Source organism: Marinilactibacillus sp. GCM10026970, from assembly GCF_042660675.1.
Classification (GTDB): Bacteria; Bacillota; Bacilli; order Lactobacillales; family Carnobacteriaceae_A; genus Marinilactibacillus.
This window is the reverse complement of the sequence record NZ_JBHSUL010000035.1, coordinates 95,564-111,810: the sequence shown is the minus strand read 5'-3', so window position 1 is coordinate 111,810 and position 16,247 is coordinate 95,564. Positions and strand designations below refer to the sequence as shown.

Annotated in this window: 14 protein-coding genes; 13 read left to right on the top strand and 1 reads right to left on the bottom strand. The window is 35.9% G+C overall.

The window, feature by feature from the left end; genetic code table 11:
• Window positions 1-103: 103 nt before the first annotated feature.
• Window positions 104-1,291, bottom strand: a complete 1,188-nt coding sequence (locus ACFP65_RS12285) for an ROK family protein (RefSeq protein ID WP_379919036.1) — start codon at window positions 1,289-1,291, stop codon at window positions 104-106.
• A 181-nt stretch (window positions 1,292-1,472) separates the two neighbouring features.
• Between ACFP65_RS12285 and xylB the strand changes: the two genes are divergently transcribed.
• The 13 genes from xylB to ACFP65_RS12220 all read left to right on the top strand — a co-directional run bounded on the left by xylB (window position 1,473) and on the right by ACFP65_RS12220 (window position 16,232).
• Window positions 1,473-2,972: a xylulokinase gene (gene xylB, locus ACFP65_RS12280; protein WP_379919034.1), complete on the top strand. Its 1,500-nt coding sequence runs from the start codon at window positions 1,473-1,475 to the stop codon at window positions 2,970-2,972.
• 74 nt (window positions 2,973-3,046) lie between these two features.
• Complete coding sequence (gene xylA, locus ACFP65_RS12275; protein WP_379919032.1) at window positions 3,047-4,372, top strand: xylose isomerase; 1,326 nt, start codon at window positions 3,047-3,049, stop codon at window positions 4,370-4,372.
• Window positions 4,373-4,540: 168 nt separating this feature from the next.
• Window positions 4,541-5,770, top strand: coding sequence for an MFS transporter (locus tag ACFP65_RS12270; RefSeq protein ID WP_379919030.1), 1,230 nt, complete (start codon window positions 4,541-4,543; stop codon window positions 5,768-5,770).
• An 89-nt stretch (window positions 5,771-5,859) separates the two neighbouring features.
• The gene (locus tag ACFP65_RS12265; RefSeq protein WP_379919028.1) at window positions 5,860-7,356 is read left to right on the top strand and encodes an alpha-N-arabinofuranosidase; all 1,497 of its coding nucleotides are present in this window, start codon (window positions 5,860-5,862) and stop codon (window positions 7,354-7,356) included.
• A 265-nt stretch (window positions 7,357-7,621) separates the two neighbouring features.
• Window positions 7,622-8,959 carry an ABC transporter substrate-binding protein gene (locus ACFP65_RS12260; RefSeq protein ID WP_379919026.1) on the top strand — a complete coding sequence of 446 codons (1,338 nt, stop codon included), beginning with the start codon at window positions 7,622-7,624 and terminating at the stop codon, window positions 8,957-8,959.
• A 32-nt stretch (window positions 8,960-8,991) separates the two neighbouring features.
• Window positions 8,992-9,927, top strand: a complete 936-nt coding sequence (locus tag ACFP65_RS12255; RefSeq protein ID WP_379919024.1) for a carbohydrate ABC transporter permease — start codon at window positions 8,992-8,994, stop codon at window positions 9,925-9,927.
• Entirely contained in the window at window positions 9,924-10,757 is an 834-nt protein-coding gene (locus tag ACFP65_RS12250; protein ID WP_379919022.1) for a carbohydrate ABC transporter permease, read from the top strand. Before ACFP65_RS12255 ends, ACFP65_RS12250 begins: the two co-directional genes overlap by 4 nt.
• Window positions 10,758-11,393, top strand: a complete 636-nt coding sequence (locus ACFP65_RS12245) for a YesL family protein (RefSeq protein WP_379919020.1) — start codon at window positions 10,758-10,760, stop codon at window positions 11,391-11,393.
• Window positions 11,394-11,669: 276 nt separating this feature from the next.
• Window positions 11,670-12,926: an extracellular solute-binding protein gene (locus ACFP65_RS12240; protein ID WP_379919018.1), complete on the top strand. Its 1,257-nt coding sequence runs from the start codon at window positions 11,670-11,672 to the stop codon at window positions 12,924-12,926.
• A gap of 99 nt (window positions 12,927-13,025) precedes the next feature.
• Window positions 13,026-13,943 (top strand): carbohydrate ABC transporter permease, encoded by a 918-nt coding sequence (locus ACFP65_RS12235; protein WP_379919016.1) that lies wholly within the window; start codon window positions 13,026-13,028, stop codon window positions 13,941-13,943.
• Window positions 13,944-13,959: 16 nt separating this feature from the next.
• The gene (locus ACFP65_RS12230; RefSeq protein WP_379919014.1) at window positions 13,960-14,811 is read left to right on the top strand and encodes a carbohydrate ABC transporter permease; all 852 of its coding nucleotides are present in this window, start codon (window positions 13,960-13,962) and stop codon (window positions 14,809-14,811) included.
• A gap of 21 nt (window positions 14,812-14,832) precedes the next feature.
• Window positions 14,833-15,279, top strand: coding sequence for a hypothetical protein (locus ACFP65_RS12225; protein WP_379919012.1), 447 nt, complete (start codon window positions 14,833-14,835; stop codon window positions 15,277-15,279).
• Entirely contained in the window at window positions 15,276-16,232 is a 957-nt protein-coding gene (locus ACFP65_RS12220) for a family 43 glycosylhydrolase (RefSeq protein ID WP_379919010.1), read from the top strand. The genes ACFP65_RS12225 and ACFP65_RS12220 overlap by 4 nt, the downstream gene beginning before the upstream one ends.
• The last annotated feature ends 15 nt before the right edge of the window (window positions 16,233-16,247 follow it).

Below are 16,247 nucleotides of genomic sequence, written 5' to 3'. Positions count from 1 at the left end.
AGATTTGGTGTGGTAACTTTAGTCTATCAGAGAATCTCGCTTGTTTCATTTTACATAAAAATAGTGCTGGCGAATTCTCACCAACACTAGATATTATAGAACCTTACTTATCCTGATATACTGCGGAAGTATAAGCATAACCAGTATCAAATTTAACCTCATCAAGATTTAAAAAGTTTTTTAGATTCAACACGGTAGCTCCGTAGAGACTAGCTTGACTCCCTAATTTTGATTTAGACAGTTGAATGTTCCTATAAATAGATTTATCTAGATGTTTTTTTATGACGGAAAGGATGTTTGGTAACTTATCAAATATCTCAGAATTCACATAAATAACTTCTGGATCATATGTCCCCATGATATTCATTAAACCAATAGATAAATCTTTAGCGAAATGATCAATAAGAACGTTGGTTTCAACATCTTTCTGCTCAACAGCTTTTATTAGATCATCAAAAGTACATTGATCGTCTTTTTTTAAAATTTGGAACCTTCGAATCAAGGCTGTGAAAGAACCGTACTGTTCAAAGCACCCCTTATTACCACAAGCACACTGAATACCGTCTGGATACAAAATCGTATGACCGATTTCGCCACTACGTCCTTTAAATCCTCGAAACAATTGTCGATCCAAGATAATACCAGCACCAATACCTGTATGAACACTGAATGAAATTAAATGAGTATGTTCGTAGTCATATGCAGCTTCCGCTAAAGCAGAAAGATTGGCTTCATTTTCAATATAAACTGGAATATTTAACCGATCTTCGAGTTCCTTCACTAGATCAATCTCATCAATATCAAAATAAGGGGTGTAACTGATTTGGTTTTCATCTACAACTCCATGAATGGCAATCGCTATCCCAACAATTCCAAAAGGTATAGCATTATGCTTAGTGTTAAATTCTTGAACATGATGAACCAGCCGTTCAATCACATTTACTTTACTAATTTTGCAATGCTCAGTATATTTTTCGATGACTTCACCATTAAGGTAGGTGGCTAATGAACTAAATTGATCAGAACGTAGGTCAATACTAAAAGAAATTCCTGCCTTTTTATTGATTTCCAGATAAATTGGCTTTCTACCACCAGCAGATGAGCTTTCTCCAGCTCCTATTTCAATGACATATTGGGCTTCAATTAAATTTCTGACGATTTCTGAAACGGTGGCTTTATTCAAACCCGTAAGTTCTGATATTTTTGCTCGAGACACTTGATAGCCATTCATAACAGTTGACATGACAAGAATCGTGTTACTATTTCTTGTAAAAGATTTTTTAAGTTCCATAGAGTTCTCCTATTTAAATAGTTGATTTAATTTAAAAATGAAAGCGGTTGACTTTTTGACGCTTTTAAATTATAGTTTGTTTATTATATAAACTAACTAGTTATACTGTACCATATTCCCATCCTTATTTGAATGAAATTTGTTCTTTATTTGAAACGAAAAGTTAAAAGGAGCGTGAAAAATGAGTTACGTATTAGGAATGGATTTAGGAACGAGCGGATTAAAAGGGATACTAGTTGATCGAACAGGTCGAATCGTAGCTTCAGCAGAGAGTGATTATCCACTATTCACTCCACAAAGAGGCCATAGTGAGCAGGATCCTGAAGAATGGTATGTGGCAGCGTTAAAAGTACTCCAAAGTATTAGAGAATCTGTACCGGATATGAGTCAGAAAATAGAAGGTATTAGTTTTTCTGGACAGATGCACACATTGGTCTTACTTGATCAAGCAGATAAGGTCTTAAGGAATGCAATCTTATGGAACGATGTTAGGACAACAGAACAATGTGAGCTGATCACTGAAACATTAAAAGGAAGTTTGCTTGAGATTACTAAAAATAAAGCGCTTGAAGGGTTTACGCTTCCCAAACTACTTTGGGTCAAAGAACACGAACCAGAGATTTATGATAAAATCAGCACATTTTTGTTACCAAAAGATTATCTTGGATTTCGTTTAACTGGTCAAAAACAAATGGAGTTCTCAGACGCAGCTGGGACTCTACTGTTGGATATTGAAAATAGAAGTTGGAGTGAAACCATTCTAAATACCTTTTCAATTGATCCAGATATTTGTCCAAAACTTGTCCGTTCAGATGCGTGTATTGGTTTTTTAGATCCAGATATTTCCAAAGCATTAGGTATTGAAAAAGCAGTAAAAGTCTTTTCAGGTGGAGCAGATAATGCCTGTGCTGCACTTGGTGCAGGTATTGTTGAACCAGACCAGGCTATGGCTAGTATTGGAACTTCAGGTGTATTTCTCTCCAATGAAAAACGAGGAGATAAATCATTTAATGGAGAATTACATTATTTTAATCATGTTATTGCCGATCAATTTTATACGATGGGCGTTACATTAGCAGCAGGAAGTAGTCTGAGTTGGTTCAAAAAAACATTTGCTGAGCACGAAACTTTTGAAACCCTACTGGAGTCTATTGATGCAATTGAACCAGGATCAGAAGGGTTGTTATTTACACCTTATATATCAGGAGAACGCACGCCGTACACAGATAGTACGATTCGTGGATCCTTCATCGGAATGGATATTGGACATAATAAGAACCATTTCACGAGAGCAGTGCTAGAAGGAATAACATTCTCATTAAAGGATTCGTATGAAATTATGCGCACACACGCGGCCTATCCATTCAAGACAATTGTATCAGTGGGAGGGGGGGCAAAAAATAAAGTTTGGCTACAAATGCAAGCTGATATTTTTGATACACCAATTCGGACGCTTGAGACCGAGCAAGGGCCTGCAATGGGTAGTGCAATGATTGCAGCAGTTGGCATAGGTTGGTTTGCTGACTTCAAAACTTGTGCTGACACCTTTGTTCACTACAAAGATATCTATCATCCAATAGAAGAAAACGTTCAAAAGTACGAAAATCTTTACAAGGTCTATGGACAAATTTACGAAGCTACTGCAGCTTTAAACAGTCAACTATCTAAATATAATAAATAGTTGACACCGCATACATTTTTGGATATAGTTTGTTTGTATAATAAACTAACTAACCTACTTAGGAGTGATTATGAATGGCATATTTTGACAATATCAATAAAATTCAATACGAAGGTGCTACTTCAAAGGATCCGTTAGCTTTTAAATTCTATAACCCTACTGAAAAAGTAGGAGACAAAACTATGGAAGAAATTTTAAGGTTTGGTGTTGCTTACTGGCATACATTTACAGAAGATTTATCAGATCCTTTTGGTGCCGGAACAGCACTCAGACCTTGGGATAAATACTCAGATCCAATGGATAAAGCGAAAGCCAGAGTAGAGGCTGCTTTTGAGTTATTTGAAAAGTTAGGCGTGCCTTACTTCTGCTTTCATGATTTCGATATTGCTCCCGAAGGAAGTTCCTTAAAAGAAACCCTTGAGAATCAGGATATTATCGTTGATATGTTTGAAGACTATATGAAAGATAGCAAAGTTAAGCTTCTATGGAACACAGTGAATAACTTTTCACATCCGAGATTTGTTCATGGAGCAGCGACGTCAAATAATGCAGACGTTTTTGCTTACGCAGCTGCGAAAGTGAAAAAAGGGCTTGAGGTTGGTAAGCGACTAGGAGCCGAAAACTACGTATTTTGGGGTGGTCGAGAAGGATATGAAAGTCTTTTAAATACCAATATGGGGCTTGAATTAGATAATTTAGCAAAATTCTTCCATATGGCTGTAGATTATTCAAAAGAAATTGGATTTGATGCTCAATTCTTGATTGAACCAAAACCAATGGAACCGACTTCTCACCAATATGATTATGACGTAGCGCACGGATATGCCTTTTTACAAAAATATGATCTTGCAGACAAATTTAAATTCAATATTGAAGCTAACCACGCAACCTTGGCAGGACATAGTTTCGACCACGAACTTAGATACGCAAGAATTAATGGCATGTTAGGATCTGTCGATGCTAATCAAGGTCATCCTCATCTTGGATGGGATACGGATGAATTTCCAACGGATCTAAATGCTACGACATTAGCCATGTATGAAATTCTTAAAAACGGCGGACTGGGTTCTGGAGGTCTGAACTTTGATGCGAAAGTCAGAAGAACTTCATTCCATGCAGATGATTTGTTCAAAGCGCACGTTGTGGGGATGGATAGCTTTGCACTTGGTTTAAAGGTAGCCCATAAATTAATCGAAGATAGAGCTCTTGAGTCAATCGTCGATAACCGTTACCGTTCATTCAACCAAGGGATCGGTAAAGAAATCAGAGAAGGAAAAACAGATTTTAAAAAACTTCAAGATTACGCTTTAAGACTAGATGATATCCAGAATGAATCAGGACAATTAGAAGAAATTAAAGCTATATTAAACCAGTATTTAGTAACTACACTCGCTAAGTAAATCGTACTGAAAAGAACCAAGTGAAAAAGCTTGGTTCTTTTTGTCGATTCATTTTTAAGTCTACTATAAAAGGCTTTCCAAATTTCTTTATTTTCTATATGATTTAAGATGTAAAGAGTCTAATATGAACCAGATGAATTTTAATGTCCAACTAATAGGGGAGACACTATGAAGATATCGAAACATTGGAAAGTCCTAGCATGTGTAAGTGGTTTGGCTGCAAGTTCGATTGGTATTAATTTAAATACTATTGGCGTTTTCTATACACCTGTATCAGAAAGTCTTGGATTTCTTAGGGGAAGTTTTGCTTTGCACACAACTATTATGTCTCTAGTAATGTCTTTTATGGCCTTGACCATACCTAAGTTGTTGACCAAAATCGATATTAAAAAAGGTATTCAAATTGGAGTTGGACTATCGGTCATTACAACATTACTTATGACAGTGACTGAGGCCTTATGGCTTTTTTATCTATTAGCAGCAATTAGAGGCATTGGAGCTTCTTTTTACTCACCAGTCCCGCTTACCATACTTGTGAATAACTGGTTTGAAAAGAAAAACGGACTAGCAATGAGTTTGGGGTTTGGTTCAAGTGGTGTAGCTGGTGCTTTATTATCACCAGTGTTTAGTTTAGTGATTCATAATTATTCCTGGCAGATTGGCTTTTTAGTGATGGGGCTCGCTTCTTTACTGCTATGTTTACCAGCCCTGTTTTACCGCTTTGCTCTACATCCAAATGATGAAAATCTTCAACCATATGGAAAAGATCAAAAAGATGAAATCAAAATTACAGATATTCATCAAAAAATAGAAAAACCAAAAGTCAATGACATGAGATTCATTATTTTAGCTAGCATTGGATTGCTATTATCGCTGATAACGGGACTTCCACATCACTTACCTGGATATGCAGAAACTTTTGGTTTCAGTGCCACAATTGGTGCTTGGATGCTATCAGCATCTATGTTTGGTAATATTGGTTTCAAATTACTAGCAGGGACACTTGGAGATAGAATTGGTTCAATTAGAACAGCTTTTATGGTTATTGGATTAAACTTTATTTCTCTTTTGGTATTATTTAAAATTCACGTTCCAGGAATCATGATTTTTTCTTCCTTTTTCTTTGGTGCAATCATGTGTTTTCCAATCGTCATTTTACCTATGTTAACCATACATTTTTATGGAAGAACGCATTATATGAAAGTTTATCCGTTCTTTTCATTGATGACTGGGATTGGTGGAGCTTCTGGAGTAACATTAATTGGATATGCCTATGATTTCACAAAAAGTTATACCCCTGTATTTATGTCAGCGTTTCTATTGATTTTTCTGTCACTTAGTATGATTTTGACGTTAATACTAAGAAGCCAATCAAAATTTTCCTTACAAAAAGAGTAAATTAAGTTTATTAAGAGAACGCTTGCATCCTAGATCGAGTGATGGTATATTGTCTTCAAAGGTACGTACAAATTATTAGGAGGAATTGTATGAAGGCAACAGCTAAACTCAGTAAAGATACAGTTTTAGCAGATATCGATGCTAGAATTTATGGATCATTTGTAGAACATCTCGGAAGAGCGGTATATGATGGGATTTATGAACCAAATCATCCATCCGCTAATGAACTAGGATTCAGAGAAGATGTTATTGAAGTTATTAACGAATTAAATGTTCCTTTAGTTCGTTACCCCGGTGGTAATTTTGTATCCGGATACAATTGGGAAGATGGTGTGGGTCCTGTTGAAGACAGACCTAAGCGACTAGAATTAGCTTGGAGATCTGTGGAAACAAATGAAGTCGGGTTACACGAATTCATGAAATGGGCAGAACTAGCAAAAACTGAAGTCAACATGGCCGTCAACCTCGGAACAAGAGGTATTGATGCAGCGAGAAATTTACTAGAGTATTGTAATCATCCAGAAGGTACGTACTATAGTGATCTGCGCAAACAAAATGGCGCAGAAGAACCATTTAATATCAAAACGTGGTGTTTAGGAAATGAAATGGATGGACCGTGGCAAATTGGTCATAAAACAGCTGATGAATACGGTCGATTAGCAGAAGAAACGGCAAAGGCTATGAAATTGGTTGATGATACAATTGAATTAGTGCTTTGTGGTAGTTCATCAAGTAAAATGCCAACCTTTGGTGAGTGGGAGTATACTGTTTTAGAACATGCTTATGAATATGTAGACTTTTTATCTCTACATTTATATTGGGAAAATTTTGAAAATGATACAGCGAACTATTTAGCTAAATCCGTCGAAATGGACAAATTTATCAAGGGTGTTGTAGCCATTTGTGATGCAGTTAAAGCTAAAAAAGGTTCAGATAAACAAATAAATCTATCATTTGATGAATGGAATGTCTGGTATCATTCAAAAGATGCGGACTCTAAACGTGAACCATGGGATATTGCGCCTCCATTATTAGAAGATATCTACAATTTTGAGGATGCGTTGCTTGTAGGGTGTGGTTTAATTACATTATTAAATAACGCTGATCGAGTTAAAATTGCTTGTCTTGCGCAACTTGTTAATGTTATTGCACCCGTCATGACGATCAAAGACGGAGAAGTCTGGAAACAACCAATATTCTATCCATTCATGCAGGCATCAAACTATGGCCGTGGTAAAGTATTGAGATTAGATGTGAAGAGTGATACGTATGATTCGATCGAATATAAAAATGTTCCATTTATTGAAACGACTGCCATTTTAAATGAAGAAAACAATGAAGTAGTGATTTTTGCAGTCAACCGTTCACAAGATCAGGAAATGAATTTTGAAACTATTCTGGATGGTTTTGATAAATTGGAAGTTGTAGAAGCTACTGAGCTAGCAGATTATGATATCAAGAAAACAACTGAAAACGATCATGATGGTATGAACATCAAACCGAATGATTCCTTTAGTGTGAATAATGCTAAAGTCACAGGAACATTCAAACCACTATCTTGGAATATGATACGACTAGCGTATTAGTTTAAAAAAGATCTCCCTTTTATTTAGGGAGATCTTTTTTTGTAGAAAAACAGGACGATATAAACATAATTGTTGAAATAAACGTATAAATGTTTGCTTATTTTAAATACAATTGTTATAGTGAAAACAAGTGGTACGTACTAATTGCTTTAATGATACTTATGCGAATCGTATGAGTAAATATTAAGTATCTAATCTGCTTATTATTGATAGCGGTATCATTATTTTTTTGGAGTTGTATTTTAATTTTATAGGAGGTTAAGAAATGAATCGAAAACGATTACTGATGTTAGCTTCATCGGCGTGTATAATTAGCGCCTGCCAAACTGAAGGAGAAACAGGGACTTCAACAGATGAGGTTGAGACCATTGGCTCTAATAGAGAAAATGCGGAAGATATATCGCTGTGGACTTTTACGCCACAACATATCGAATTATATGGTGAGGCTGCAGAAAGATGGAATGAGGAGTTCCCGGAAAGACCCGTCAATCTAATAGCTGAAACATATCCATTTGAACAAATGCACAATAATTTACTACTCGCAGTTCAATCTGGCACAGGATTACCAGATATAGTGGATATTGAATTAGGACAGTATCCAAATTTCATGGAAGGTGTTATTCAGTTTGAACCAATGAATGAGTATGTTGAACCAATTCTGGATAGTGTAGTTGAATCTAGATATGAATTGTACGCTAGAGATGGAAACTATTATGGTATTCCGACACATGTTGGAGCAACGGTTATGTATTACAACACTGAAATCATGCATGAGGCTGGTGTTGATATTGACGAAATCGTAACTTGGGATGATTTTGTGGAAGCAGGAAAGCAAGTTGTTGATAATACGGATTCTAAAATGTGGAATGTTGGTACAGAAGATTGGCTGATGGATATGTGGCCAATGATTTCCCAAAGAGGATCGGACGCATTAGATGAGGATGGAGAAGTCACTTTTAACAACGAGGAAAATGTAGAAACATTACAATTTCTACATGATGCACTATACGTAGATGAAATTGCCGATTTAACTCCAGGAGGTATGAACCAATCAGAAGAATTTTATGGGTATTTTTTGGACGGTGGCTCAGCTGCTATCCTAGCTCCATTATGGTATATGGGGAGATTTGTTGACAACATGCCGGATCTTGAAGGGAAAATTGCTATTAGACCTATGCCGGCTTGGGAAGAAGGCGGCAACCGGTCTGCCGGTATGGGTGGAACAGGAACAGTTGTTACTCAAGCTGCAGAGAACGTAGAGTTATCTAAAGAATTTTTAGCTTATGCCAAGATGTCTGAGCAGGGAAACATTAATCTATGGACAATTCTTGGATTCGATCCTCCGAGATTTGATACTTGGGAGAGTGATGAAGTGAGAGACACAGATAATGTTTATTATGAATATTTTGGAGATAACATATTTGATGTTCTACTCGATATCAGAGACGAAATCAATACTCTAAACGTTACCGCAGATACTCCAAATGTCATTAACGAATACCATACACACGTTACGTTCAATGTATTGAGAAATAGAACTCAGACACCAAAAGAGGCATTAGACAGATCAGCAAATGTTGTCAGAAGCCTTCAGAGAGACTAAATCATTAACCTAAAAGAAAGGATGAAAAACAAATGGCTGAAAATACGCAAACAGCTCCAAAAGTAAGAAAAAGTAATAAACTCGGTAAATTTCTAAGCTCAAAAAAGGTTGTTCCTTACATTTTTGTTCTTCCATTTTTTCTATCATTTAGTATTTTAACGCTTTATCCAGCGATTAATGGTATTATCATGAGTTTCAGACAAATTCTTCCTGGAATAGTTGAAAATGTTGGTTTTGATAACTATTCTAGAGTTTTTAACCTCAACTTTTATGATGCTCTTTGGAACACAGTGATATATGTGTTTTGGACAACCGTACTTTTAACAATTATACCAATGCTTTTAGCGATTTTTCTAAATTCTAAAACGATTAAATTGAAGACGGTTTTTAGAGCTTCGTTGTTCGTTCCCGCGCTAACATCTACAATTGTGGGAGGGATGATTTTCAGACTGATGTTCAGTGAATCTAGTTCCGCTATCGGAAATCAATTGCTCTCTTTAGTTGGATTAGGACCATTAGAGTGGAGATATTCAGCTATAACGGCTATGTTCCTTATGGTGATTTTAGCGTTCTGGAGATGGACAGGCGTCAATTTACTTTATTATCTTGCAGCGCTTCAGAATATATCTGAGTCACTATATGAGCAAGCCGACATCGACGGTGCATCTGCTTGGGATAAGTTAAGGTTAATCACTGTTCCTCACTTAAAACCAATTACAGTATTCGTCAGTACGATCACAATCATTAATGGATTTAGGATGTTTGAAGAAAGTTTCGTTTACTGGGAGGCGACTTCGCCAGGGAATATTGGATTAACTATTGTAGGATATATCTATCAGCAGGGTGTAGGACAAAATGATCTTGGATTTGGAGCAGCAATTGGCGTCGTTCTGATGATTATTATCTTTATTATAAGCTCAATTTATTTAACTCTGACAGGAACTTTTGGAAAGGGGGAAGGAAAATGAGTAAAAAGAAAGCACTTATGATATTAGCCAATGTAGCATTCGGAATCATTGCTTTGATTGCATTATTTCCGATTATTGCTTTATTGATTTCTTCATTTCAACCATCTTCAGTATTAATGAGACAAGGGCTTAGCTTTTCAATTGATTTTAGTGAGTTGAGTTTTGATAATTATCGATTTATTTTCACAGAAGCAGATAATTACTGGACTTGGTACTCCAATAGTTTAATCATATCTATTATAACGATTGTAACTTCTGTTTTCTTTTCTGCGATGGTGGGTTATGCGTTAGCCGTATACGAGTTCAAAGGGAAAAATCTGTTTTTTGTCTGCGTTTTATTAATTATGATGATTCCATTTGAAATTCTAATGTTACCATTATATGAGTTGATGGCAACATTAAGATTGACCGATACTTATATTGCCGTAGTGCTTCCACTTGTCGTCGCTCCTGTAGCTGTATTTTTCTTTAGACAGTATGCGCAGGGATTACCACTTGAACTAATGGATGCTGCAAGAATAGATGGTAGCAATGAATATGGGATTTTCTTCAAAATCATGTTTCCGCTCATGGGTCCTTCGCTAGCGGCAATGGCTATATTACAAGGATTAGCAGCTTGGAATAACTTCCTATGGCCGTTACTAGTATTAAGATCAAACGATATGTTTACTTTGCCAATCGGACTCGCTACTTTACTAACGCCTTACGGTAACAACTATGATGTACTCATAGCGGGCTCAGTTCTGACCATTATACCGATTGTGATTCTTTTTATTTTTTTCCAAAAATACTTTGTAGCAGGACTGACTTCAGGAGGAGTGAAAGGATAATTGAAAGTAAATCAATATACAAAGAAAACACGGCTAGATATTACACTAACTTTGATTGTGAATCTGTGCAAACTGAATTTGCTGTGGATCACTTTTACATTACTAGGTGCCATTATAGCAGGAATTTATCCTGCTACTACGGCTGCTCTAATGGTTTCCAGGAAATGGCTATTAACTAAAGATTATACAGTTTCAGTAAAAGAATACTTTAGTCTTTTCAAAGAAGAATTTGTCTCAGCTAATAAGTCTGGCATTTTATTTACGATAGCTGGGTTAATCTTATTTCTGAATTATAATTTGTTAGCCAGTTCAACTCTAATATTGCCTATCATTGTTCCAATCGCTTTTTATATACTCTTATTTTCATTCATTACAACTTTGATTTGGTTTTTTCCACTTTACGTTCACAGAGAAAATAGTTTATTAAAACAAGTTCGAAATGCATTTATAATAGGTGTTTTAAAAATACCCATTACAATTATTCAGATGTTATCTCTATTCATGCTCCTATATATATCATTGGCACTACCGACTATGTTCCTATTCTTTACTTTCTCTATCGTTGTTGTTTTTTGGATGAAATGGGGATTAAAAGGAATATTATCTACAAAGTTCAAGTCTTTTGAAAATAAATAAACATTTTATTATGATTAATTTTAAATTTTTAAAATAACTATTGCACGTACGTATTGAACATGGTATATTATTTCCAAGCGATACGTACGTACTACTTTTAAATTAAAATTAAGAAAATCTATTTTGTTTTAAATGAATTTTTTTTAAACTATAATGTAAGCGAAATCATTTAACTTAATTAAGAAATTTTTTATTTAAGCAACTTATTAGTACGTATGATTGCCTGACACGAAAGTATGACCAAATAAAAAACAAAATTATTTTAGGAGGATTAAGATGAAACTAAATAAGAAAATGTTGTTAGGAACAGCTTCTTTATCTCTTGGACTGTTAGCTGGTTGTGGTAACGAAAACGAAATCGTGTTGTGGACACCTTTAACAGGTGAAGATGGACAGGTAATGGATGAGATGATTCAAGAGTATAATGACACTGATCCTGAATTCCCAGTTTCTCAAGTTATTACACCTGATCTTTATACTCAAATTTACACAGTAATGAATACAGGAGAAGGAACACCTGATTTATCAATTATTCACGCAGATAGAGTTCAAGGGTTTGTTGAACTAGATATGTTGGAACCTTTTGACGAATTAATGGAAACGCAAACTTTACTTAGTTCAGACAATTACATTGATCAAGCGTGGGACGCTGGTACTGTTGGAGATTCACAATATACAATTCCACTAGATATTCATTCAAACGTACTTTATTATAATGAAGATTTGCTGGATCAATATGGCGCTACAGGTTTTCTAGATGATGATGTATTAACATTTGATGAAATTATGTCTTTAGAAGGACAATTAGATGAAGGCGTTTACGCGATCAACAATGCTTTAATTTCTTGGGTACTTTTAGCAGAAACGGTAAACTTAGGCGGTGACATCAGTGATGCTGATGGAAATCCAACAATCGATACACCTGAAATGCGCGAAGCAATGGAAGCGCTTGTTCAAGTAGAACAGGCGGGTCTAATGACTCCAAACGGTGAAGATGGATTTGCGATGTTCCAAGGTCAATCAGTACTTTTCTCATCTGATGGAACTTGGTCTTCGCTAGCACATGATATGGTAGAAGACTTGAACTATGGCATCACCAATATTTACGCATTCGATAATGAAACTTTCCATAATCGTGGATCTGCTCACTTATTTTCAATGTTGACAAGCGAAAGTCGTTCTGATGAAAAAGAAGAAGGTATTGCAGAATTTCTTGCATGGGTAAACCAAAATTCAATCACTTGGGCTGATGCAGGTCAAATCGTTGCAAGTAGGGATGTTTACGAATCAGAAGAATTCCAAAGCTATCCTCAATCATTCTTTACAAAATCAGAAAAACAATTAGATTCATTATTGATTTTTGATTATGAATACTACGGATATGTTGAAGCAGCTATCAATACTGTCATTAACGATATGCTTTACGGTGGGATTACAATCGAAGATGGTCTAGCATCTGCGCAAAGTCAAGTTGAAGATTTAGTAGCTCAAGGACACGGAGCTGATATTTCGATTGAAGAAGATGTAGAATAACTTGATTAGAGAATAGCTTGATCAATTGAGACTGAAGCGAGAATCTAGTAGTAATATAGAACTCGCTTTTTCTTTTTTGAAGTTGAAAGGAGCATAAAGATGGAAAAAGCATTATCCAATGACAACGTTAAAACAACTAAAGGAAAAGGCGTTAATTTAAAACAGTGGCTCTTTATTGGCCCCCATTTCATTTTCTTTTTAATGTTTATTCTATTCCCGATGATTTACGGACTGTACGCCTCTTTTACAAGATGGAATTTAATCGGTTCACCGAGATGGGTTGGACTTGAGAACTATGAAGCAATTTTAATGAATCCAGATTCATCGTTCTACAGTCAGTTTAGAAATGGTCTAGTGAATACATTGATTTTCGTGGCAGGAACTGTTCCACTTCAAGTGATTATTCCTTTAGTTTTAGCTGTAATGCTTCAACATAAGGGCGTAAAAGGAAAAGGACTTTTCCAGGCAATCTTCTATATTCCAGGTCTGATTTCAGTTACCGCAGCAGCATTAGTGTGGTTATTGATATTCAATCCTCGTTTAGGACCGGTAAACAACTTATTAGGTTCAAATGTTACTTGGGCAGTTAATCAACCTTATGCCTGGATCATTATATTCATGATGAGTCTCTGGGGCGCAATTGGAGGAAACATGGTTATTTACAGGTCTGCGATGAGTGGGATATCCAATGACTTGTATGAAGCAGCAGAGATCGATGGTGCTACAAGCTTTGTGAAATTCTTTAAAATCACTTTACCTACAATTAAATTTCCTTTGCTATATACAATAGTCATGTCAACAGCTGGAGCTTTCAACGTATATGCACAACCTTTAATGGTAACAAGTGGAGGACCAGATCAGTCTACCTTTGTATTAATGATGTATATTCGTAATCTTGCTTTTGGTCAAGGTCAGTCTGTAGCGGGTATGGCGGCAGCAATGTCTATACTATTAGGCCTAGTTATTGTCGTTATCGCAGCGTTCCAATTTAGAATTATGTATCGTAGCTCAAAATAGAAAGGAGCAAACCAAAATGGCACAATCAAAATCATTTCAAATTACTAAATGGATTTGTTATGTTCTATTAACTATCGCAGCAACTATCTGGTTATTGCCTGCCATCTATGCATTGACAACTTCATTCAAATCTCAGTCAGATGTTATGCAAACTGGATTTAGATTATTACCAGCTTCATGGATTATGGACAACTATGTCCGTGTTTTGTCTAATACATCTAGTGCTCCAATTGTAAGATGGTTTTTTAACTCTTTATTTATTTCAACAACCCATACCTTACTCATGATGGTATTTGTATCCTTAGCTTCTTTTGGATATGCCCGTATGGATTTCAAATATAGAGATGCACTATTCTTCACTATACTAGCAATATCAATGTTCCCAGCAGTCGTGAACATCATTCCAAACTATATGATTGTTCATAAATTAGGGTGGGTTAATACACCGTTAGCAGTCATCATGCCTGGTCTTGGTGGAGTTGGTAATGTATTCTTGGTTCGTCAATTTATGCAAGGCTTACCTAAGTCTTATGATGAATCTGCTCGAATGGATGGCGCAAATGACTTTACCATCTACTTTAAGATTATATTGCCACTTATTAAACCGGTACTCATTGTAACATCCATCTTCTCGTTCACTGGATCATGGAACGATTTCCTGTGGCCAACGATTGTACTGAATAATGTTAATCAGCTTACGATAACAGCAGGTCTGCAGTTGTTACAGGATATTTACGGTAACTACATGGTAATTGGTCAATTAATGGCATCCGCTTTTCTAGCGATGATTCCGACTTCATTACTATTTATTTTCGCTCAGAAATACTTCATTGAATCTCTTAACTTAAACACTGGTATCAAAGGATAACTTTTAGGGAGGCGTTCTGTTATGGATAGAAAAGCAGAAAGAAAATTAATCATTGCAGCATCGGTATGGCATTTTATCAACGCGATTTTAACTATTTTTGTATTCGGGTTGTGGTTCAAGAACAGTGGGGATCTATCCATAACGGAAATCTATCCTGAAATGGCAGGAGGCAGTGGGAGTTTTGTGGATATACTTTACACTGTCATGACGAGTTATGGATTGATTATTGTGTTAGTAGGTATAGTGAATATTTATTGTCTGAAATTCATGAAAGACAATCAAATTAATAAAAAGTGGCAAGCATGGATGATGGTCATGTGTCTGGCTTCATTTATGACGATTGATGTGATCAGTTCATTACTTTATATGATTGTTTTAGTAACGTACAGTTCAAAAAATAAAGCCATTCGATTAAAACAAGGGACACAAAAATCTAATCACAGCGTAAATCAGGAGGCGATTATATGAAAAACGAAACACCTTATAATAATCCTATCGTATTGGAAAGAGCAGATCCTTGGGTTTATAAACATACAGATGGATACTATTATTTCACAGGATCCGTCCCAGGTTATCAGGAAATAGAAGTTAGAAGAGCGAAAACGCTGAACGAACTAGAAACTGGTGAAAAAGCCAGCGTCTGGCATGCTCATGAAGAAGGCGAAATGAGTAGCTTGATCTGGGCTCCTGAAATTCACTTTATTGATGGTGCATGGTATATCTATTTTGCTGCTTCAAGTTCGAGTGAACCTAAAAATAATATTCACCAGCACCGTATGTATGTAATTGAATGTAAAGATGATAATCCACTAACTGGAAACTGGGAAGAAAAAGGACAAGTTAAAACACATATAAACAGTTTCTGTCTGGATGCAACGACTTTTACACATAATAATGAACTCTATTATGTCTGGGCACAAAAAGATCCTGCTATTCCAGGGAACTCAAATTTATACTTATCTAAGATGGAAAACCCGTGGACTTTGAAAGGCCATACGACTTTATTGACGATTCCAGAGTACGACTGGGAAAAAGTTGGATTTTTGGTAAATGAGGGACCAGCTGTTATAAAACGTAACGGAAAAATTTATATTACGTATTCTGCCAGTGCTACGGATGAAAACTACGTAATGGGCTTACTTTCTGCAAACGTAGATAGTGATTTACTAGATGGATATTCTTGGAAAAAATCTGAGAAACCTGTTTTCGTATCTTCAGAAGAAAATAGTCTTTATGGACCGGGACATAATTCATTTACTAAATCGGAAGATGATCAAGAGGATATTTTAATTTATCACGCTAGACCTGAAAAGAACAAAGAAGGTGATCCTTTAGATAATCCAAATCGTCATGCTAATGCTCAAAAGTTTGATTGGGATGAATCGGGATTTCCTGATTTTGGTGTTCCGGGAGGTAACTAATTTAAAATCAATCAC

Excerpts from the sequence above, each read along its gene's own strand:
- ACFP65_RS12285 (WP_379919036.1), bottom strand. The coding sequence starts at position 1,291 with ATGGAACTTAAAAAATCTTTTACAAGAAATAGTAACACGATTCTTGTC.
- xylB (WP_379919034.1), top strand. The coding sequence starts at position 1,473 with ATGAGTTACGTATTAGGAATGGATTTAGGAACGAGCGGATTAAAAGGG.
- xylA (WP_379919032.1), top strand. The coding sequence starts at position 3,047 with ATGGCATATTTTGACAATATCAATAAAATTCAATACGAAGGTGCTACT.
- ACFP65_RS12270 (WP_379919030.1), top strand. The coding sequence starts at position 4,541 with ATGAAGATATCGAAACATTGGAAAGTCCTAGCATGTGTAAGTGGTTTG.
- ACFP65_RS12265 (WP_379919028.1), top strand. The coding sequence starts at position 5,860 with ATGAAGGCAACAGCTAAACTCAGTAAAGATACAGTTTTAGCAGATATC.
- ACFP65_RS12260 (WP_379919026.1), top strand. The coding sequence starts at position 7,622 with ATGAATCGAAAACGATTACTGATGTTAGCTTCATCGGCGTGTATAATT.
- ACFP65_RS12255 (WP_379919024.1), top strand. The coding sequence starts at position 8,992 with ATGGCTGAAAATACGCAAACAGCTCCAAAAGTAAGAAAAAGTAATAAA.
- ACFP65_RS12250 (WP_379919022.1), top strand. The coding sequence starts at position 9,924 with ATGAGTAAAAAGAAAGCACTTATGATATTAGCCAATGTAGCATTCGGA.
- ACFP65_RS12240 (WP_379919018.1), top strand. The coding sequence starts at position 11,670 with ATGAAACTAAATAAGAAAATGTTGTTAGGAACAGCTTCTTTATCTCTT.
- ACFP65_RS12235 (WP_379919016.1), top strand. The coding sequence starts at position 13,026 with ATGGAAAAAGCATTATCCAATGACAACGTTAAAACAACTAAAGGAAAA.
- ACFP65_RS12230 (WP_379919014.1), top strand. The coding sequence starts at position 13,960 with ATGGCACAATCAAAATCATTTCAAATTACTAAATGGATTTGTTATGTT.
- ACFP65_RS12225 (WP_379919012.1), top strand. The coding sequence starts at position 14,833 with ATGGATAGAAAAGCAGAAAGAAAATTAATCATTGCAGCATCGGTATGG.
- ACFP65_RS12220 (WP_379919010.1), top strand. The coding sequence starts at position 15,276 with ATGAAAAACGAAACACCTTATAATAATCCTATCGTATTGGAAAGAGCA.